Raw genomic sequence first — 17,426 nt, 5'->3', positions numbered from 1 at the left:
GCTTCCGCGCGAGGTGCCACTCCGGCACGCGAGTGCACGCTGCTCACGGCGTCGCTTCGGGGCGGCTGGACCGAGGCTTTCCGCCGAGGAGGCGGTCGGCAGCGCGCTGCGGTCCGTGGCGCACGCGGGGGCGTCGGATGACGTCCCCGGGCTGCCGATGCCCGACATCGCGGCGGCGTTCACGGGTCTGCTCGTCGTCGGAGCCGCCGTGGTGCGCTACTGGACGTCGACGACCGGCGGCCGGCTCGGAGTGAGCGCGCCGGACACGAGAGCCTGCACCAGTCGATCGGCGTCGTAGTCGGAGTCGCTCGCGGCTCCGATGCAGAGGTTTCCGACGCCCTTCAAGAGGTTGTACCCGTTCAGAGCCGATTCTCGTGAGGGAGGACGTCGGTCTGCCCGGGCCGCATCGAGGAGAGAGCCGCACACGGGCACGAGGCGGTCCACGAAGTACGCGTGCAGAGCGTCCGATCCGGCACTGTCACCTCGGAGCGCCCCGGCGAGACCGTGCTTCGTCACCAGGAAGTCCACGAACAGTGCCACCCACTCCCGCAGCGCTGCCTCCGGGGTCGCGCTCTCCGCGAGGAGCCGCGGCCCGGCCTCCGCGCACGCCTCGACCTGATGACGGTAGACCGCGACGACCAGCTCGGGCCGGGTCGGGAAGTGGCGGTAGACGGTGCCCATCCCGACACCGGCTCTCGCCGCGATCTCGCGTACCGGAGCGTCGACACCGGACTCCACGAACACCGCTGCGGCCGCATCCAGCAGGGCCTGCTGACTCCGACGGGGACGACCGACCGACCGTACAGGCTTCTGGTCGTCGTTCCGAGTGCCGGTCATGGAGTCCTCCGCGTTCGTCGAGCGGCTCGCTTGCATTACGGAACCGTGCTCCGTAATGTTGCGGAACAGCGCTCCGATAACCAGTATCGCAGAGCGGCTCTCCCGGAAGGAACTCCCATGCCCTCACCACTCGTCTCCGCGCTGGACGACATCATCGGCGCCGGTGGCCCGGTCGTGTCCGTCGCGCCTGTCGCACTGTCCGCCCCGGATCGCCCTGTGCCGCTGGAAGTGCGCGTGTCGGCACCCGCGACCGGCTCGGATCTTCCCGTCGTCGTGTTCTCCCACGGCAACGGGTGGAACCTCGACGGCTACGCTCCCCTCACCGCCTTCTGGGCGTCGCGGGGCTTCGTCGTCGTCCAGCCCACGCACCTGGACTCCCGCCGGAACGGTTTCGGGTTCGACCACCCCGTCTTCCCCACCATCTGGACCGAGCGGATCGCCGACCTCACCCGCATCCTCGATCAGCTCGACACCGTCGAAGCCGCCGTCCCCGGCCTCGCCGGCCGCGTCGACCGCAGCCGCATCGCCGCCACCGGGCACTCCTGGGGCGGTCAGACGGCTCAGTCGCTCCTCGGCGCACGGATCCTCGATGAGGACGGTCAGGTCGGTGAGGACATGTCCGACAGCCGCATCACCGCGGGGATCCTCCTCGCCGCCACCGGTCTCGGGGGCGACGACCTCCACCCGTTCGCACAGGCGAACTTCCCCTTCATGCGTCCCTCGTTCGACGAGCTCACCACCCCGACGCTGGTGATCGCCGGCGACCACGACCAGTCGACGATGTCCAGCCGTGGACCCGACTGGTTCACCGACGCCTACACCCGCAGCCCCGGTGCCACCGACCTCCTCACCTTCTCCGGTGCCGAGCACGCTCTCGGCGGGATCGTCGGCTACGAAGTCGCCGAGACCACCGACGAGAACCCGGAACGGGTCGCCGTCATCCAGCGGATGAGCACCGCCTACCTCCGCACCGCACTGGACGTCGACGCGAACAGCTGGCCCACCGCCCGCACCGCGTTCAGCACCAGCACCGACCCGATCGGCCGCGCCGACAGCAGGTGACACCCCGGTCCCTCGCCGTCGCGGACCTCGGTCGGGGATGCCTCGCGGCGCCGCCCTGCCGACGAGCATCGCCAGGGACGTGCTCGGTCCGAAGTCGACGCTCAACGGGCAAGTCGACGTTCTCGGCGTCGGCTGAGCACCGCGTGGCCGATCCTCGGACAGCCGCTCGCGGGAGCCGGAGGAAGTCGACGTCGACCGGCTCGACAGAGGCGGGAGGGGCTACTCCGCGGCCTTGGCGGCGCGCTCGGACTTGAGGCGGGCCTGCTCGCGGCGGACCTCGGCGTAGCGGGTCTGCTCGACGCGCAGCCACTCGGGCACCTCGTCGAGGAGGGCCTGGATCTCGTCGGTCGTGAGCGCCTCGGTGATGCCGCCGCGGGCGAGGCCCGAGATCGACACGTTCAGCCGCGAGGCGATGACGGGGCGGGGGTGCGGCCCGTTCTCGCGGAGCTCGACGAGCCACGCGGGCGGGTTCGCGGCGAGCTCGTCGTACTGCTCGCGCGTGATCGCCGACTCCTGGAACTCCTCCGGGGTCGCGGGCAGGAAGATCTGGAGCTTCTTCGCCGCGGTCGCAGCCTTCATCGTCTGTGTCGCCTTGGCCATGCGGCAACCCTACCGTCGCGCGCACAGCGCCTACCCTGGTCGGATGAGCGACGAGTCCGACACCCCGCAGCAGGACGCCGACGTCGAGGCGGAGCGCCCGGACGAGGGTGCGGTCGACGGGGACGGGACGGACGCGGCGCAGACGGACGCCGCGGAGGCGGACGAAGCGGACGAGCCGGCCGGCCCGGTCTTCTCGGTCGCCCTCGCGCCCGGAGTCACCCCGACGAAGTGGACGCGCATCTGGGGCGACCGCCGCGCGGACCTGCCGCTGCGGGTGCTGGCGCTCGCCGAGGACGAGACGCCGCGCGCGCTGCTCGACGGCCGCGCGCAGGTCGCATTCGTCCGGGGCGGCATCGACGCCTCCCTCCTCAGTGCGATCCACCTCTACGACGAGCAGCCCGTCGTGATGCTCGGCCGCGAGCACGCCTTCGCCGACGCGGAGTCGGTCGACGTCGCCGATCTCGCCGACGAGCACCTGCTGCAGGAGCCGTCGGCCGTGCCGGAGTGGGCGGCCGTCGCGGTGGAGATCGCCGACGGCTCGCGGCGCGCGCTGCCGCGGATGGCCGGTCTCGACGACGCCGTCGAGCAGGTCGCTGCCGGAGTGGGCGTGCTGATCGTGCCGCAGGCGATCGCCCGCGTGCACAGCCGGAAGGACGTGCGGGCCGTGCCGGTGACGGGAGTCGCTCCGACCTCCGTGCGCCTGGCGTGGGTCACGGAGGAGAAGACGGACGACGTCGAGGACTTCATCGGCGTGGTGCGCGGCCGCAGCGCCACCACGACGCGGGGCACGGCGGCGACTCCCAAGGTGGAGTCGCGCGCAAAGGCGGCCAAGGCGAAGGCCCGCGAGGCGCGGGAGAAGGCCGAGAAGGCGGGCGGCGGCAGGAAGAAGCCCGCGCGTCCGGGGCCGGCGAAGCCCGCCGTGCGGCGCACGCGGAAGCCCCGTGGCCGCTGAGCCCTGGAGCCTGCGCCCGGCCGTCGCCGGTGACGCGGAGTGGATCGCGGAGCTGCGGGCCGTCGTGATGCGCCCCGACCTGGAGCGCCTCGACCGCTACGACGAGCACCGGGTGCGCCACCGGTTCCTCGACGGGTTCGTTCCCGAGCGCACCCGCGTCGTCGCGGTCGACGGCATCGACTCCGGCTGCATCGCCTCGCGCCTCGAGGACGACGCCGTGTGGATCGAGCACTTCTACCTCGCGACCGCCGTGCAGGGGCGGGGGATCGGCTCCGCGGTGCTGCGGCGGGTGCTGGAGGCGGAGGCGCGTCCGGGGCTGCCGTTCCGGATCGACGTGCTGAAGCTCAGTCCCGCCCGGCGCCTGTACGAGCGGCACGGCTTCCGGTGGGAGCGCGCAGAGGAGTGGGACGACATCCTCGCGACGTCGGTCCCGCCGCTCGAGCGCTGACTCCGCCCCGATCTACACTCGCAGGATGCGCCACGGCATCGTCATCCTCCCGCAGGAGTCCTGGTCCACCGCCCGCCGGAAGTGGCAGTCGGCCGAGGGGCTCGGCTTCGATCACGCCTGGACGTACGACCACCTCTCGTGGCGCTCGCTCGCCGACCAGGTCTGGCACGCGACGGTGCCGACCCTCACCGCGGCGGCGCTCGTCACCGAGACGATCCGGCTCGGCACGTTCGTCGCGTCGCCGAACTTCCGGCATCCGGTGCCGTTCGCGAAGGAGATCGCGACGCTCGACGACATCGCCGGCGGGCGCTTCGTGCTGGGCGTCGGCTCGGGAGGGACGGGCTTCGACGCGTCGGTGCTCGGGCAGCCCGCGTACTCCGCGCGGGAGCGGCACGAGCGCTACGTCGAGTTCGTCGCGGGGCTCGATGTGCTGCTCCGGCACGAGGAGCCCGGCTCCGGCGGCATCGATCTCGACGGCGAGTGGTTCACGGCGCGCGGGGCCCGGATGGTCGGCGAGCCGGTGCAGCGGCCGCGCGTGCCGTTCGTGCTCGCGGCGAACGGTCCGAAGGGGCTCGCGCTCGTGGCCGAGCGGGCTCAGGGCTGGGTCACCACGGGGCCGGAGGCGTCCTCGAGCGAGCAGTGGTGGGCCGCGGTCGGCGTGCTCGGCCGCCGCCTCGACGACGCCCTGGAGGCGGCGGGCCGCGACCCCGGGACGCTCGAGCGGCACCTGTCGCTCGACTCCGGACCGCGCTTCTCGCTCGAGAGCGTCGACGTGTTCGACGAGATGGTCGGGCGCGCCGCAGAGCTCGGCTTCACCGACGTGATCTCGCACTGGCCGCGCGCCGAGGGGATCTACGCGGGCGACGACGAGGTGCTGTACGAGGTCGCTGCGCGGTTCTGAGGGGGGCGGGGCGCTGCCTGGGGTCCTGGTGACGTGGGTCTCGATACGCCCCTGCGGGGCTACTCGACCAGCGGGGGAGGGTGGCCGGTGGGCTCTGCCTGCTGATCGAGTAGCCCGCTCTGCGGGCGTATCGAGATCCGCGATGTACGCAGTGGGTGGGTCTCGATACGCCCCTGCGGGGCTACTCGACCAGCAAGGACTTGCGGTGTGCTCGACCAGCAGGGATCGCGGGGCTGCTCGACCAGCAGGGGAGGGGGGTGTCAGAGGAGCGTGCGCACGAGGCGGCCGACGGCCGGCAGCTCGGTGAAGCCCTCGGACGCGAGGAAGTGGCGGCCGCCGGGGACGACGTCCACCGGGGCGCCGAGCGCGGAGGCCAGCGAGTCCGTCGCCGAGGCGGGCACGAACGGGTCGTCGTCGGAGCGGACGACGTGCACGGCGCCGAGATGCGGGGCCGCCTCGGCGACCACGGAGGCGGGGTCCTCGCCGAGGAAGCCGTCGAGCGCCGGGAGGGCGGGCAGATGCTCGACGAAGCCCGACACGAGCACTGCGCCGTCGACGCGGGTGCCGGTCGCGGCGATCGCGCGGAGCGCCGTGACGCAGCCGAGGCTGTGCGCGACGACGACGAGGCGTCCCGGTCCGCGGGCGGCCCCCAGGGCCTCCACGACGCTCGAGCGCCAGGCGGCCGCATCCGGAGCCATGGCGTCGGGCAGGGCGACGCGCGTCACCGCCGCGCCGAGCGCCTCCGCTTCGCGCTCCAGCCACGGGAACCAGTGGGCCCGGATCGAGGCGCGGTAGCCGTGGACGATGAGCAGGCGCGAGGACATGCGGGGGACAACCGCGCAGCGCAAAGCAGGATTCCCGGGGGCCGCGGTCACGCCTCCGGGGTGAAGAACGCCTCGATCGCGCGGGCGAGCGCGACGAGGTCGTCGACGTGCGCGAGCTCGCGGGCCGAGTGCATCGAGAGCAGCGGAACACCCACGTCGACGGTGGCGATGCCGAGCCGGGTCGCGGTGAGAGGGCCGATCGTCGAGCCGCAGGGGACGGAGTTGTTCGAGACGAACTCCTGGTACTCGACGCCGGCCTGCGCGCAGACGCCCGCCCAGAGCGCGGCGCCCCGCGCATCCGTCGCGTAGCGCTGCGAGGCGTTGATCTTGAGCAGGGGGCCTCCGCCCGCGACGGGGCGGTTCACCGGGTCGTGCCGGTCGGCGCGGTTCGGGTGCACGGAGTGGCCCGCGTCGGCCGAGAGGCACCACGACGCGGCGATCGCGCGCGCCCGCTCCTCGACTCCGGCGCCGAGCGAGGCCGAGACTCGGTTCAGCACGTCCTCGAGGAACGGGCCGCTTGCTCCGGAGCGGCTGGCGCTCCCCAGCTCCTCGTGGTCGAAGGCGGCGAGCACGCTGATGTGGTGCGGCTGCGCGGGGGCGGCGCTCGCCGCGAGCAATGCGACGAGGCCGGCGTGGACCGAGCTGAGGTCGTCCATCCGTCCGGCCGCGAACAGTGCGTCGTCGAGGCCGAAGCGCCGGGGCGGCTGGGTGTCGCAGGTGACGAGGTCGTACCCGGCGATGTCGGACGCGTCGGTCAGCCCCGCCTCGGCGGCGAGGAGGTCGAGCAGATCGACCTCGGAGGAGTCGCCGAGGCCGAACACCGGCACGGTGTGCTTCTGCCGGTCGAGGGTCAGGCCCTCGTTCTGCTCGCGGTCCAGGTGGATCGCGAGCTGGGGGATCCGGAGGAACGGCCCCGTGCGCAGGAGCAGCTCGCGCCCGTCGTGCGTCACGACGCGGCCCGCCAGCTCGAGCTCCCGGTCGAGCCAGGAGTTGAGCAGCGGCCCGCCGTAGATCTCGACGCCGGCCTGCAGCCAGCCCTCCGACCCGATCGTGGGCCGCGGCTTGAGGGTGAAGCCGGGGGAGTCGGTGTGGGCGCCCAGGATCCGGAACGGCGTCACGGCGTCGGCGGTGTCCGGGACGTGCCACGCGATGATCGCGCCGTCCCGCACGACGTAGTACCGGCCGGGCTCGGCGGGCCACGCGCGAGTCTCGTCCAACCCGGTGAATCCGGCGGCGTCGAGTCGCCGCGCGGTCTCGGCGGCGGCGTGGAAGGAGGAGGGGGAGGCCGTCAGGAACTCGGCGAAATCGGCGATGCGGGCGTCACGATCGGTCATCCGTCCAGTGAACCACTCGCGCGCGAGAGGCCGGCCTCACCGCACGACGATGCGGACGAAGGCGACCGGGCGCTCCGCCTCGGCGTTCACGTAGGCGTAGCGCCGGGCCGTCGAGAACGCGACGTGCCGCCCGGCGGCGAGGGTGAGGTCCTCCTCCCCGTCGCGAGCGAGGAGGAGGACGCCGTCGGTGACGAGGAGCATCTCGTGCCAGCCGTCGGGGTCGGGCTGCGCGTCGTAGCGCTCACCCGGTCCGAGCGTCCACGTCCACAGCTGCGACTCCTCGCGGGAGGGGACCGAGGCGAGCAGTACGGCGACGCTCGCCGGTTCCGCGCCGCGCCAGGCCACCTCGTCGATCGACGTCGGGGAGCCGCCGGGGGCCGAGACCAGCGCGGTGAACGTGGTCCCGACAGCCTCGGCGAGGCGGTCGACGCCGGTGAGGCCGATGTTCGCCTCTCCGGCCTCGATGCTCACGATCGTGCGCCGGCTGATGCCGGACCGCTCCGCGAGCGCGGCCTGGCTGAGCCCCGCCTGCAGTCGCGCCCGGCGCAGGTTGCTGCCGACGTGGGCGAGGACCGAGGAGGGTGGCATGCGCACTATTCTGCACCCTATAGTGTGCAGAATGCTGCACATCTCACTCCCTCGCTTCCTCCGGTTCTCACAGCCCGAGTGGGCACTGATCGGCATCACCGCGGTCTGGGGCGGGACCTTCCTCGCCGTGCACGTGGCGATGGAGCACAGCGGTCCGCTGTTCTTCGTCGGAGTCCGCTTCGTCGTCGCCGGGCTGATCAGCGCCCTCGTGTTCCGTCGGGCCCTGCGCGGGATGCGGTGGATCGACCTCGGCGCGGGTGCGGCGATCGGGGTGATGATCGCGCTCGGCTACGGGCTGCAGACCTTCGGGCTGCAGAGCATCCCGAGCAGCACCTCCGCGTTCCTCACCGCCCTCTACGTCCCGCTGGTGCCGCTGCTGCAGTGGGTCGTCTTCCGCCGTCGACCGAGGGTCCTCACCCTCGTGGGCGTCGCGCTGGCCTTCGTCGGGCTCCTCTTCGTGGCCGGGCCGCAGCAGGGAGTCGCGCTGGGCGCGGGCGAGATCGCGACGCTCGTCAGCACGCTCCCGATCGCCGCCGAGATCATCCTGATCGGCGTGTTCGCCGGCCGAGTCGACCTCGGGCGCGTGACCGTGGTGCAGCTGCTCGTCGCCGGCGGGCTCGGGTTCGCGGCCATGCCCGTCGCGGGGGAGGCGATCCCCGCGTTCTCCTGGGTGTGGCTCGTCGCCGCCCTCGCGCTGGGCGCGAGCAGCTGCCTCATCCAGCTGACGATGAACTGGGCTCAGCGCTCCGTCTCACCGAGCCGCGCCACGATCATCTACGCCGCCGAGCCGGTCTGGGCCGGAGTCGTCGGCCGCCTGGCCGGCGAGCGGCTGCCGGGTCTCGCGCTGGTCGGGGCCGCGCTCATCGTGGCGGGGACCGTCGTGAGCGAGCTGCGGCCGCGGAGGTCGGAGGCGGAGGAGGTCGTTCACGACCCGGCGGCCGCGGCCGCTCCCTCCTGATCCGGACCGGTGGCCGTCCGCGTCAGGGCAGCACGATCACCTTGCCGGCGATGCGACCCGCGGCCGCTTCCGCGTGCAGCGCGGGCAGCTCCTCGAGGGGGATCCGCCGGGTGACCTCGACGGTCAGCTCGCCCGCGTCGACGAGGCTGACGAGCTCGGTGAGGCGCTCGCGATTCGGGAGGACGAACACGGTCGCGGCGCGCACCCCTCGGCCCTCGTCCTCGGGGGTGGCCAGGAACGCGGTGGTGCTGACGACCGCACCGCCGTCGCGCACCGCGGCGACGAGGGCGGCGAACCGCTCGGGGTCGAGCGGGGCGAGGTTGAGCAGCACGTCGACCTGCTCGTCGAGAGCGGAGAGGACGTCGGTCGTGGTGTGCTCGATGATCCGGTCGGCGCCGGCGGCTCGGACGGCGTCGATGCTGCGGGGGCTCGCGGTCGCGAGGACGCGCACGCCCGCGCGCTTCGCGAGCCGGATCGCGTACTTGCCCACGACTCCGCCGGCGCCCACGATGAGCACCGAGCTTCCCGCCTCGAGCCGGCCGTCGTCGAACAGCGCCTGCCACGCGGTCAGCGCGACCGAGGGCAGTGCGGCGGCATCGGCCAGCGGGATGCTCACGGGGGCGGCGACCACCGCGACGGCGGGAGCGAGGACGTACTCGGCCGCGCCTCCGTCCCGCTCCATCGGGAGGAACGCGACGACGGGGGCGCCCACCGCGAGGCCGTCGACCCCCTCGCCGATCGCGTCGATCGTGCCCGAGACGTCGTAGCCCGGGATGTGCGGGAGCCGGATCGGGATCGGCAGGAACCCTGCGCGCATCCCTGCGTCGGCGGCGCTGAACGCCGAGGCGGCGACCCGCAGGCGCACCTGACCCGCTCCGGGGACGGGCTGCTCGATCTCGCCGTACTCGAGGACCTCGGGCCCGCCGACCTCGTGGAACCGCACTGCCTTCATGATGTCTTCCCTTCGCCAGTGCTTCGGATTCGAAGCATCTGGGGCAACGGTAACACTGCTTCGAACTCGAAGCAACAAGTAGGATGGACGCATGACCGACGCTCCCGCCGCCCTGACCCCGTCGCAGCTCACCGCCTACCTCGCGTTCACCGAGGTGAGCAGCCTCCTGCGCCCCGCGGTCGAGAAGCAGTTGCGCGACGCGGGCGACCTGAGCTACATCCAGTTCCAGCTGCTGGCGCGTCTGGGCGACGCTCCGGAGGGGCGTCAGCGGATGACGGACCTCGCCGACGGCGTCGTCTACAGCCGCAGCGGGCTCACCTACCAGGTGCAGCTCCTCGAGCAGCGCGGGCTCGTCACCCGCTCGCCGTCGCCGGACGACGAGCGCAGCACCATCGCGACGATCACCTCGGCCGGGAGGGACGTCCTGCGCGCCGTCTTCCCGGGCCACATCGGGACGGTGCACGGACTCCTGTTCGCGCCCCTCGCCGACGAGGATGCGGACGACCTCGCCCGCATCCTCGGGCGGGTGAGCGATCACCTCCGGGCGGCACCGCCGCGCTCGGCGACCCGGCGCCGCGCGAAGTAGGCCGCCGCTCCGCAGGATCGGGTCGGGGAGCGAGCCGCTGCGTCAGCGGTGCGAGCCCGGCGCGTCGGGTACCGAGGGAGAGTTCACCTGCCGGTCGTCGCGCGACGTCCCCTTCGCGCAGAGAATCCCCTATGAGCGCTCGCCGGAACGTCGCGTCGTGGTCGCCCCGGGTCGTCGGACTCGCCTGCCTCGTCATCGCCGCCGCCGTCCTTCTCGGCATCGGGATCGCCTCCGCCACCGGTTCACCTCCGCCCGGGCTGGTGCTCGTGGGCGCGGGCGGACCGCTCCTGGTCGGAGTCGTCCTGCTGCTCGTCGGGGAACGGCGGGGGTCGCGGCCGAGACCTCTCGTGCTGCTCGCCGCCGCCCTCGGAGCGCTGCTGCTCGCCCCCCTCGTGTACTCGGCCGGCATGGCTTACAGCGCGCCGTGGCTGGAGTGGGATCCCGTGCACGCGACGAACGTCGCGGTCGAGCGGCCCGCCGGATTCGTGGTCCTCGTCGCGTCCCTCGTCGTGTGCGCCGCGCTGCTGGCGTCCGCCGTCGTGACGACCCTGGCGCTCGTCGGCGGAGCAGTCCGCGCCGGCGCGTTGCAGCACAGGATTCGTCAGCGCAGTCAGCGCAGCGCCCAGTAGGGCAGCGAGGCGACGACGGCGCCGAGCACGATCAGCACGACACCGGTCGCGGGCGACGCCCTCACCTCGCCCGAGCCGAGGTGCTCGGCGACGTAGGAGAGCGCGTCGTGGGTCCGCTTCCGGGCGCGCAGCCCGACCGCGAGCAGCACGAGGCAGGGCAGGCAGTAGACCACCGCGTAGCCGCCGAGGATCAGCAGGCCCTCGGCGGGGCCGAGCCGGGCGTCGAGGAGGCGCTCGATCGCGATGAAGTAGGGGAACGCGTTGGGCAGGTCCGCACCGGTCAGCAGCGCCCCGAACGGCAGCGCGGTCCAGGGGGTGAACCAGCGAGGGAGCGCGATGGGCCGGCGCGGCCGCGTGCGGAACCGCCGGATCCCCGAGACGAGCAGCACGACCCCCGCTGCGGCGAACGCCAGGTAGCGGATGCCCTGCACGATGCCGTCCACGGCTCCGGCCGCCAGTCCCGCGCCGAGGAACAGGGCGGCGCCGGCGCCGAACACCGTGAGCGCGGCGCCGAGGACCGTCACGAGCGCCGTCAGCGCCGGGCGACGCGGGGCGGCCAGGAGGATGAGGGTCACCGCGACGACCGTCGCGGGGTTGAAGGCGTCGAGCGCGGCGAGCCCGGCGATCGCGAGCAGGAGCGGCCCGCTCATGGCGCGGACCTCCGCACGGGGACGGCGGGCGACGCCCGGGTCCGCCTGCGCTGCATGGCCGGACCCTAGCGCACCCGCCGTCCGCGGAGCCGAGCGCTGCGAGCCGGGTCAGCTCGCCTTCAGCGCCTCGCGGAGCGTCACCCGCGAGCCCATCCGCAGCAGCGAGTTCGTGTAGATCGTGCTGGCCACGGCCATCACGGCGGTCGTCGCCACGATGAGGAGCGCGAGCGACACGAGCGGCTCCCACCAGTCGGCCTCGCCGAAGAACAGGCGCACGGGCATCGCGACGGGAGCGCTGAACGGGACGTACGACAGGATCGTCATGACGAGCGCGTTGTCGCCGAAGAGCACGACTCCGAAGTACGGCACCATGACGAGCATCATCGCCGGGGTCATCACCGAGCCCGTGTCCTCCTGGCGCGAGACCAGCGCGGCACCGGCTGCGAAGACGCTCGCGACCAGGACGAACCCGAAGACGAAGAAGACGACGAACCAGATCAGCGGCGCCGACAGCAGGTCCAGCAGCTCGGTCTGCCCGGTGACCGCGAGCCCGAGGGCCGCCGCGGCCGCGATGGCGGCGGCGGTGCCGACTCCGATCACCGAGTTGCCGAGGATCTTCCCCGCGAGCAGCGCCCGGGCGGGAACGGCCGCGAGCAGGATCTCGACGATGCGCGACTGCTTCTCCTGCACCGTGTTCTGCATGATCGTCGCGCCCGAGCCGAGGACCGCGAGCATGAAGACCAGGCCGAAGGCGAGCCCGATGAGGGTCCGCAGACCGGACGGGGTCTCGGAGGCGTCGAGCAGCTCGACCGCCGGGCTGACGGAGAGCGAGGAGACGAGCCCCTCGGGGGCCTCGTCGAGGGCGACGACCGAGAAGCCGACCGCGGAGTCGTCGGGGACGAGGGCCGCGTCGACCGTTCCGTCGCGGACCAGGTCCTCCGCGTCGGCCCGCGTCGCCGCCTCGGTGATCTCGAGGGTGTCCGCGTCGGCGACGGCGGAGGGGACGGATCCGACGACCGCGACCGGAGTCGCGTCGGCGGTGCGGTTCCCCAGCACGCTCGAGAGGACGATGCCGCCGATCACCAGGACGAGGGTGATCACGGTCGAGACGATGAACGCCTTCGAGCGGACCTGCGAGAGGATCTCGCGCTCGGCGACGAGGAGCGTCGCGCCCCAGGTGCCGAGTCTCGCGTCGCGGGGGCCGTCGGCGGCGGGGGTCCAGCGAGGGGTGCCGGTCGCGGGGGCGCTGGTGCTGGTGCTCATCAGGCTGCTGCTCTCTCGTCGGCACCCGAGGGTGCGCTGACCACGATGTCCCGGAAGATCTCTCCGAGGGTCGGCCTGACCGGCCGGAAGGACGACACGGTGCCCCGCTCGACCGCCGCGCGCAGGACCGCGTCGGCGGCCGCCGCGTCGGAGTGGAAGAGGGCCGATGTGCCGGCGAGCTCGGCCACCTCGACGCCGGGGAGTCCGCGGATCCAGCCGACGTCGCCGGTCATCTCGAGCGACCAGCGGTCGCCGGAGTGCTGGTCGCGCAGCGCCTCGCGCTCGCCGGCCGCCTGCACCCGCCCGCCCGCGATGATGACCAGGTCGTCGCAGAGGCGCTCGACCACGTCGAGCTGGTGGGAGGAGAAGAGTACCGGCACTCCCCGCGCGGCGTGCTCGGCGATGACGGCGACGACCTCGTCGACGGCCAGCGGATCGAGCCCCGAGAAGGGCTCGTCCATGATGAGCACGTCCGGGTCGTGCACGAGCGCCGCGGCGACCTGGACGCGCTGCTGGTTGCCCAGCGACAGCGCCTCGAGCTTGTCCCGCCGGCGCTCGATGAGTCCGAGCCGCTCGAGCAGGTCGTCGCCGCGCTGCACGGCCGTCGCCTTGTCGATGCCGTGCAGCCGAGCGAGGTAGGCCAGCTGCTCGCCGATCTCCATCTTGGGATAGAGGCCGCGCTCCTCCGGCATGTAGCCGAAGCCGTGCAGGGCGGCCTGGCCCACGGGCGCGCCGTCGAGGGTCACGGTGCCGGAGTCGGGGCGGAGGACCCCGAGGATCATCCGCATGGTCGTGGTCTTGCCTGCTCCGTTGCCTCCGACGAAGCCGGTGAGCCGCCCGCGGCCCACGTCGAAGCTGACGTCGTCGACGACGCGGCGCTCGCCGAAACTGCGACTGATGTTCTGCACGCTGAGCATGCGACCTCCCGGGATCCGTTGACACCTCCACGCTAGGAGCGGGCCGCGTCGAGCGCTTCCGGCCCGGGGGTGAGCCCGCGTCTCCGCCTCGGGACGGAGGGAGGCGTCAGCCGACGAGGCCGGACCGGTAGGCGTAGACGACCGCCTGCACCCGGTCGCGCAGCGCGAGCTTCATCAGCACGTTCGACACGTGGGTCTTCACGGTGGCGCGGCCGACTCCGAGCAGGTCGGCGATCTCGTCGTTCGAGAGCCCCTGCGCCATCAGCCGCAGCACCTCGACCTCGCGCGGGGTCAGCTGGTCGGGCTCCGGCCCGGTCGGCGCAGTCGTGCGCGATCGGTCGGCGGCCACGGCGCGCTCGATGACCGCGCGGGTCAGCTCGGGCGCGAGCAGCGCCTCCCCGGCCGCGATCGCCCGCACTCCGTAGACCAGGTGCTCCGGAGGGGAGTTCTTCAGCAGGAACCCGCTCGCTCCGGCATCGAGCGCCTCGAGCAGGTAGTCCTCCCGGTCGAAGGTGGTCAGCATGAGCACGCGCACCGGCGTCCCGGGGTCGGCGAGCAGCCGCCGGGTCGCCTCGATCCCGCCGATGCCCGGCATCTCGACGTCCATGCACACCACGTCGGGGCGGGTGCGCGCGACGAGCTCCAGGGCCTCCTCGCCGCTGGAGGCCTCGCCGACGACGTCGATCCCGGGCTGCACCGAGAGGATCGTGCTGATGCCCTGGCGCATCAGGGCGTGGTCGTCGACGAGGACGACGCGGACGTCGCTCACGCCGCGACCCCCAGGGGGACGGCGACCCGGACGACCCAGCCGGAGCCGGCGCGCGGCCCCGCCTCGAGCGTGCCGTCCAGCGTCGCCGCGCGCTCGCGCATGCCGAGGAGGCCGAGGCCGCCGTTGCGCTGGCGGGGGCCCGGGCGGCCGAGTCCGTCGTCGGCGACCTCGAGCTCGACGGCGGACCCGCTGTAGCGCACGTGGACGCGCGCCCGCGTGCCGGGCCCGGCGTGCTTGAGCACGTTCGTCAGCGACTCCTGCGCGATGCGGTAGAGGTTGAGCCCCACCAGCGGCGGCACGTCGAACGGCTCGCCGACCTGCTCGAGCGACACGCGCAGCCCGGCCGCCTCGGCGTCGGCCACGAGCGCGGGGAGGGAGTCGAGGCCGAGCGACGCGGTGACCGGGTCGAAGACGGACTCCTCGTCGCGGAGCGTGCCGAGGAGCTGGTACAGCTCGCCGACGGCCGCGCGCGACGTGCCCTCGAGGGCCTCGAGCTGGACGCGGGCCCGATCGGGGTCGGAGCCGAGCAGGGTCCGTGCCGCCGCCGCCTGGACGCCCATCAGCGAGACGTGGTGGGCCACGGCGTCGTGCAGCTCCCGCGCGATGCGCAGGCGCTCGATCGTGATGGCCTGCCGGGCGACCTTGGCCTGCTCGTCCTCGAGCTGCCGGGTGCGCAGGTCGGTCAGGGCCCGCTGGCGCGCCGACGCCCTCGCGTGATTGCCGAACCACCACGACCCCGCGAAGTAGAGGATGTTGATCAGGATCTGCTGGAGGAGGTACGCGGCGACCGGGGTGAGCGCGCCGATGCCCGCGCCGTCGAACTCGAGGTCCTGCGTGCTCGCGCGGAAGAACGTCACGAGCAGCCACACGGCCATCCCGACGACCAGCACCCCGCGCGCCCAGTCCGCCCGCGCTCGCCGGGGCTCCCACGCGCCCACGCTGTACATGGCCATGAAGAGGGCGATGTTGCTGATGGTGAGCTCCGGCACGCGCAGCTCGCCGACCAGCACGAAGGCCACCGCAGTGACGGCGAGCACCGGCACGGGAGCCCGGCGGCGGAAGGCGAGCGGCAGGATCACCAGGGCGAGGACGCCGATGCTCGCCGCGGGCTCGGCGCCGTCCGGGTACATGCCGATGGCGCGCCCGAGCACGAGCGAGAGGATCGAGGCGCCGAACAGGGCGGCGGCGGTCGCGGCGTCGGCCCGGCGCTGATCCGCCGTCACGGACGGCCTCCGCCACTGGCGCGAATCGGGGTCGACTGTCATCTCGCGGCCAATCTACCGGCGGCGCGCAGGAGGGGCGTCCCCCGCTCAGCGGAGGGTGCGGGTCGGTCTCGCGGCTCCTCCGTCGTCAGCCCCACCGCTCCCGCCCCTGCCGTGGCGCGACGCGCTTCACGGCGCAGGGAGGAGTGCGGCCGGGACGTTGTCGACCTTCACCGAGTCGTAGTCGGCGTAGCCGTCGGGCACGTCGACGACGCTCGTCCACCAGTTCATGCTCTCGCCGCAGGCGTCCCCTCGGATCGCGCTCACCATCTCGAGACTGCCAGCAGGAGCGTCGGTCACGAAGGAGGCGGGCACCGTCTCGCAGGTGGGTCCGGGGAGGACGACGGTGATCTGGTCCGCGAGCGGACCGGGTCGGTAGTGGGCGCCGATGGCGTCCAGCGTGGCCACCTGGTCGGGTGCGGTCGGGGAGGGGGCGGAGGCGAGCCGCAGATCCTGCACGGAGGAGTCCGTGACGACGAAGCGCACCGTCGGCGCCGGGCAGTCCAGCACGGCCGGATCCCGGCACTCCCGCTCGAGGGAGACGGCCTGCAGGAGGGCCCGGCCGAGCCGCAGGTCCGTCGGGACCTGCACGTCGAAGGCCAGGGATCCGTCGACCGCGACGTCGACGTCGACGCTCGCCCGCACCGGGTCCGCCTCCATGATGGAGCGGAGCTCGAACCGCTGCGTCGTCCCCGTCTCGAGTCCGTCGCACGGGCCGTCCGGTCCGCGATGCACCGAGAGCACGCCCCCCAGCTCGATCTCGCCGATCTCGGACTGGAGGACGCACGTGTACTCCACCGTCACCGCGGTCCGGCCGGCTCCGGAGCCGGTCGATCCCGCCGTCGAGCACCCGGTCACGGCGCCGACCAGGAGGCAGACGGCGCCGAGCACCGCGTTCCTGCGGGTCATGACGAGAGTCTCCGGATCATGAGGGATCTCCGAGTCATGAGGGGAGTCTCCGGGTCATGAGGGAAGTGAGGCACGCGGTGGGCGGGAGGGCAACCGTGTCCGCCCGCCGAGAATCGACGGAGGGGCGAACAGAGATCGCCGACGCCACGGACGCGACGGCTCAGCTCCCGGGATGGTGCACGGTGAACTCCACCTTCAGCGCCGGAGCCGTCCGGCGGTCGTAGACGACGGTGAGGTAGCGGCCGTCGATCCGCGCACCGATCGCGGTGAGGTGCGGGCCGGCCTGGAGGAGCCGGGCGCGGTGGGGCTCCCGGTCGACGATCACGCAGGTGCTCTCGAGCAGGTCCCCCCGGGAGAGGCGGCCGGACGTGGTGGCGGTGGGGACCTTCACGGGGACGTGGTGGGGGTCCTGGGCGCGGAGGACGTCGTTCGCGTGCGCGGCGAGCCGGAGCTCGAGGGCGTTCTTCGCATCGGCCGGTCCCGTCTTCGCGGTGCGGACGGCGTCCCAGAGAGTGGGGTAGCGGATGCGGACGACCTGCTCGATCATCCAGCGCGGGAGGGTCGAGGACTCCGCTCGCTCGATGGCGCGGGTCTGCTCGGGCGTCAGCGGCACGAAGTTGCTCGGATGGTTCCGGTTCAGCGGATTCCGGAAGTACGAGTACGAGAGCGAGGCGCCGACGACCCGGGCGCCGGCGGTGATCGTGGTGGCGGTCAGCTCCGACAGGTGCGGCTGAGGAGCGAACCCGAAGACCGGGCAGCCGAGGGTGGCCAGGGTCGCCTCGATCCTGGCGGGGTTCTCGGCGTCGGGTTTCGGGGGGTTCTCGGATCCGGGTCTCGCGGGGGTGATCGTGGTCATGGGTCATCTGCTCCAGTGGCATCGACGTGTCGGCCGGTCGCAGGAGTGGTCCATGCGCGGGCACGTGCAGGCCTCCGGGCGACCCGAGCGGGTCGACGAGGGCGGGGGAAGGGGGCCGAGCGGGGACTC

The 17,426-nt window shown here is 73.1% G+C and carries 20 protein-coding genes; 7 read left to right on the top strand and 13 right to left on the bottom strand.

Annotated features, from left to right (window positions below):
• Window positions 1-216: 216 nt before the first annotated feature.
• Window positions 217-837 (bottom strand): TetR/AcrR family transcriptional regulator, encoded by a 621-nt coding sequence (locus NB037_RS07700; RefSeq protein ID WP_251944800.1) that lies wholly within the window; start codon window positions 835-837, stop codon window positions 217-219.
• Window positions 838-954: 117 nt separating this feature from the next.
• Between NB037_RS07700 and NB037_RS07695 the strand changes: the two genes are divergently transcribed.
• A complete protein-coding gene (locus NB037_RS07695) occupies window positions 955-1,899 on the top strand; it encodes an alpha/beta hydrolase family protein (RefSeq protein WP_251944798.1) in 945 nt (314 codons plus the stop codon).
• A 219-nt stretch (window positions 1,900-2,118) separates the two neighbouring features.
• Here NB037_RS07695 and NB037_RS07690 read toward each other — a convergent pair whose 3' ends face one another.
• Window positions 2,119-2,499, bottom strand: a complete 381-nt coding sequence (locus tag NB037_RS07690) for a DUF5997 family protein (RefSeq protein WP_251944795.1) — start codon at window positions 2,497-2,499, stop codon at window positions 2,119-2,121.
• A gap of 43 nt (window positions 2,500-2,542) precedes the next feature.
• Here NB037_RS07690 and NB037_RS07685 point away from each other — a divergent pair, with 43 nt between their 5' ends.
• Genes NB037_RS07685 through NB037_RS07675 form a run of 3 tightly spaced genes read left to right on the top strand, consistent with a single transcriptional unit; the run spans window position 2,543 to window position 4,800 of the window.
• Window positions 2,543-3,451 carry a LysR substrate-binding domain-containing protein gene (locus NB037_RS07685; protein ID WP_251944794.1) on the top strand — a complete coding sequence of 303 codons (909 nt, stop codon included), beginning with the start codon at window positions 2,543-2,545 and terminating at the stop codon, window positions 3,449-3,451.
• Window positions 3,441-3,899 (top strand): GNAT family N-acetyltransferase, encoded by a 459-nt coding sequence (locus NB037_RS07680; RefSeq protein ID WP_251944791.1) that lies wholly within the window; start codon window positions 3,441-3,443, stop codon window positions 3,897-3,899. The genes NB037_RS07685 and NB037_RS07680 overlap by 11 nt, the downstream gene beginning before the upstream one ends.
• A 25-nt stretch (window positions 3,900-3,924) precedes the next feature.
• On the top strand, window positions 3,925-4,800 hold the full coding sequence (locus NB037_RS07675; protein ID WP_251944789.1) for an LLM class flavin-dependent oxidoreductase: 876 nt from the start codon (window positions 3,925-3,927) through the stop codon (window positions 4,798-4,800).
• Between the two features lie 260 nt (window positions 4,801-5,060).
• Here NB037_RS07675 and NB037_RS07670 read toward each other — a convergent pair whose 3' ends face one another.
• Genes NB037_RS07670 through NB037_RS07660 form a run of 3 tightly spaced genes read right to left on the bottom strand, consistent with a single transcriptional unit; the run spans window position 5,061 to window position 7,546 of the window.
• Window positions 5,061-5,624, bottom strand: a complete 564-nt coding sequence (locus NB037_RS07670) for an RBBP9/YdeN family alpha/beta hydrolase (RefSeq protein WP_251944787.1) — start codon at window positions 5,622-5,624, stop codon at window positions 5,061-5,063.
• A 47-nt stretch (window positions 5,625-5,671) separates the two neighbouring features.
• Window positions 5,672-6,958: a M18 family aminopeptidase gene (locus NB037_RS07665; protein ID WP_251944786.1), complete on the bottom strand. Its 1,287-nt coding sequence runs from the start codon at window positions 6,956-6,958 to the stop codon at window positions 5,672-5,674.
• 36 nt (window positions 6,959-6,994) lie between these two features.
• Window positions 6,995-7,546, bottom strand: coding sequence for a helix-turn-helix transcriptional regulator (locus NB037_RS07660; RefSeq protein ID WP_251944785.1), 552 nt, complete (start codon window positions 7,544-7,546; stop codon window positions 6,995-6,997).
• A 31-nt stretch (window positions 7,547-7,577) separates the two neighbouring features.
• Here NB037_RS07660 and NB037_RS07655 point away from each other — a divergent pair, with 31 nt between their 5' ends.
• A complete protein-coding gene (locus NB037_RS07655) occupies window positions 7,578-8,504 on the top strand; it encodes a DMT family transporter (RefSeq protein ID WP_251944784.1) in 927 nt (308 codons plus the stop codon).
• Window positions 8,505-8,526: 22 nt separating this feature from the next.
• Here NB037_RS07655 and NB037_RS07650 read toward each other — a convergent pair whose 3' ends face one another.
• Window positions 8,527-9,456 (bottom strand): NADP-dependent oxidoreductase, encoded by a 930-nt coding sequence (locus NB037_RS07650; protein ID WP_251944783.1) that lies wholly within the window; start codon window positions 9,454-9,456, stop codon window positions 8,527-8,529.
• Window positions 9,457-9,547: 91 nt separating this feature from the next.
• On the opposite strand from NB037_RS07650, the gene NB037_RS07645 reads away from it, so the two are divergent.
• Together NB037_RS07645 and NB037_RS07640 are read left to right on the top strand one after the other, a co-directional pair.
• A complete protein-coding gene (locus NB037_RS07645; RefSeq protein WP_251944782.1) occupies window positions 9,548-10,042 on the top strand; it encodes a MarR family winged helix-turn-helix transcriptional regulator in 495 nt (164 codons plus the stop codon).
• A gap of 131 nt (window positions 10,043-10,173) precedes the next feature.
• Window positions 10,174-10,671 carry a hypothetical protein gene (locus NB037_RS07640; protein ID WP_251944781.1) on the top strand — a complete coding sequence of 166 codons (498 nt, stop codon included), beginning with the start codon at window positions 10,174-10,176 and terminating at the stop codon, window positions 10,669-10,671.
• Here NB037_RS07640 and NB037_RS07635 read toward each other — a convergent pair.
• The 7 genes from NB037_RS07635 to NB037_RS07605 all read right to left on the bottom strand — a co-directional run bounded on the left by NB037_RS07635 (window position 10,653) and on the right by NB037_RS07605 (window position 17,297).
• On the bottom strand, window positions 10,653-11,321 hold the full coding sequence (locus tag NB037_RS07635; protein ID WP_251944780.1) for a GAP family protein: 669 nt from the start codon (window positions 11,319-11,321) through the stop codon (window positions 10,653-10,655). The two genes, NB037_RS07640 and NB037_RS07635, sit on opposite strands and share 19 nt — an antisense overlap.
• Window positions 11,322-11,429: 108 nt before the next feature.
• A complete protein-coding gene (locus tag NB037_RS07630) occupies window positions 11,430-12,584 on the bottom strand; it encodes an ABC transporter permease (RefSeq protein ID WP_251944779.1) in 1,155 nt (384 codons plus the stop codon).
• Entirely contained in the window at window positions 12,584-13,501 is a 918-nt protein-coding gene (locus NB037_RS07625) for an ABC transporter ATP-binding protein (RefSeq protein ID WP_251944778.1), read from the bottom strand. Before NB037_RS07625 ends, NB037_RS07630 begins: the two co-directional genes overlap by 1 nt.
• A gap of 106 nt (window positions 13,502-13,607) precedes the next feature.
• A complete protein-coding gene (locus NB037_RS07620; protein ID WP_251944837.1) occupies window positions 13,608-14,228 on the bottom strand; it encodes a response regulator in 621 nt (206 codons plus the stop codon).
• Window positions 14,229-14,266: 38 nt separating this feature from the next.
• Window positions 14,267-15,535, bottom strand: coding sequence for a sensor histidine kinase (locus NB037_RS07615; RefSeq protein ID WP_251944777.1), 1,269 nt, complete (start codon window positions 15,533-15,535; stop codon window positions 14,267-14,269).
• Window positions 15,536-15,661: 126 nt separating this feature from the next.
• Window positions 15,662-16,441 (bottom strand): hypothetical protein, encoded by a 780-nt coding sequence (locus NB037_RS07610; protein ID WP_251944774.1) that lies wholly within the window; start codon window positions 16,439-16,441, stop codon window positions 15,662-15,664.
• A 160-nt stretch (window positions 16,442-16,601) separates the two neighbouring features.
• On the bottom strand, window positions 16,602-17,297 hold the full coding sequence (locus NB037_RS07605; protein WP_251944773.1) for a hypothetical protein: 696 nt from the start codon (window positions 17,295-17,297) through the stop codon (window positions 16,602-16,604).
• Between the last annotated feature and the right edge of the window lie 129 nt (window positions 17,298-17,426).

The sequence above is a fragment of the Rathayibacter rubneri genome (assembly GCF_023743255.1).
GTDB classification, from domain to species: Bacteria; Actinomycetota; Actinomycetes; order Actinomycetales; family Microbacteriaceae; genus Rathayibacter; species Rathayibacter rubneri.
The sequence above is the reverse complement of the archived record's forward strand: the minus strand, read 5'-3'. Positions and strand labels throughout refer to the sequence as shown.

What these genes read in the sequence shown, in the direction of transcription:
- NB037_RS07685 (WP_251944794.1), top strand. Translation starts at nt 2,543, where the DNA reads ATGAGCGACGAGTCCGACACCCCGCAGCAGGACGCCGACGTCGAGGCG.
- NB037_RS07650 (WP_251944783.1), bottom strand. Translation starts at nt 9,456, where the DNA reads ATGAAGGCAGTGCGGTTCCACGAGGTCGGCGGGCCCGAGGTCCTCGAG.
- NB037_RS07665 (WP_251944786.1), bottom strand. Translation starts at nt 6,958, where the DNA reads ATGACCGATCGTGACGCCCGCATCGCCGATTTCGCCGAGTTCCTGACG.
- NB037_RS07655 (WP_251944784.1), top strand. Translation starts at nt 7,578, where the DNA reads ATGCTGCACATCTCACTCCCTCGCTTCCTCCGGTTCTCACAGCCCGAG.
- NB037_RS07645 (WP_251944782.1), top strand. Translation starts at nt 9,548, where the DNA reads ATGACCGACGCTCCCGCCGCCCTGACCCCGTCGCAGCTCACCGCCTAC.
- NB037_RS07670 (WP_251944787.1), bottom strand. Translation starts at nt 5,624, where the DNA reads ATGTCCTCGCGCCTGCTCATCGTCCACGGCTACCGCGCCTCGATCCGG.
- NB037_RS07700 (WP_251944800.1), bottom strand. Translation starts at nt 837, where the DNA reads ATGACCGGCACTCGGAACGACGACCAGAAGCCTGTACGGTCGGTCGGT.
- NB037_RS07695 (WP_251944798.1), top strand. Translation starts at nt 955, where the DNA reads ATGCCCTCACCACTCGTCTCCGCGCTGGACGACATCATCGGCGCCGGT.
- NB037_RS07640 (WP_251944781.1), top strand. Translation starts at nt 10,174, where the DNA reads ATGAGCGCTCGCCGGAACGTCGCGTCGTGGTCGCCCCGGGTCGTCGGA.
- NB037_RS07625 (WP_251944778.1), bottom strand. Translation starts at nt 13,501, where the DNA reads ATGCTCAGCGTGCAGAACATCAGTCGCAGTTTCGGCGAGCGCCGCGTC.
- NB037_RS07615 (WP_251944777.1), bottom strand. Translation starts at nt 15,535, where the DNA reads ATGACAGTCGACCCCGATTCGCGCCAGTGGCGGAGGCCGTCCGTGACG.
- NB037_RS07605 (WP_251944773.1), bottom strand. Translation starts at nt 17,297, where the DNA reads ATGACCACGATCACCCCCGCGAGACCCGGATCCGAGAACCCCCCGAAA.
- NB037_RS07675 (WP_251944789.1), top strand. Translation starts at nt 3,925, where the DNA reads ATGCGCCACGGCATCGTCATCCTCCCGCAGGAGTCCTGGTCCACCGCC.
- NB037_RS07610 (WP_251944774.1), bottom strand. Translation starts at nt 16,441, where the DNA reads ATGACCCGCAGGAACGCGGTGCTCGGCGCCGTCTGCCTCCTGGTCGGC.
- NB037_RS07660 (WP_251944785.1), bottom strand. Translation starts at nt 7,546, where the DNA reads ATGCCACCCTCCTCGGTCCTCGCCCACGTCGGCAGCAACCTGCGCCGG.
- NB037_RS07635 (WP_251944780.1), bottom strand. Translation starts at nt 11,321, where the DNA reads ATGAGCGGGCCGCTCCTGCTCGCGATCGCCGGGCTCGCCGCGCTCGAC.
- NB037_RS07620 (WP_251944837.1), bottom strand. Translation starts at nt 14,228, where the DNA reads ATGCGCCAGGGCATCAGCACGATCCTCTCGGTGCAGCCCGGGATCGAC.
- NB037_RS07690 (WP_251944795.1), bottom strand. Translation starts at nt 2,499, where the DNA reads ATGGCCAAGGCGACACAGACGATGAAGGCTGCGACCGCGGCGAAGAAG.
- NB037_RS07630 (WP_251944779.1), bottom strand. Translation starts at nt 12,584, where the DNA reads ATGAGCACCAGCACCAGCGCCCCCGCGACCGGCACCCCTCGCTGGACC.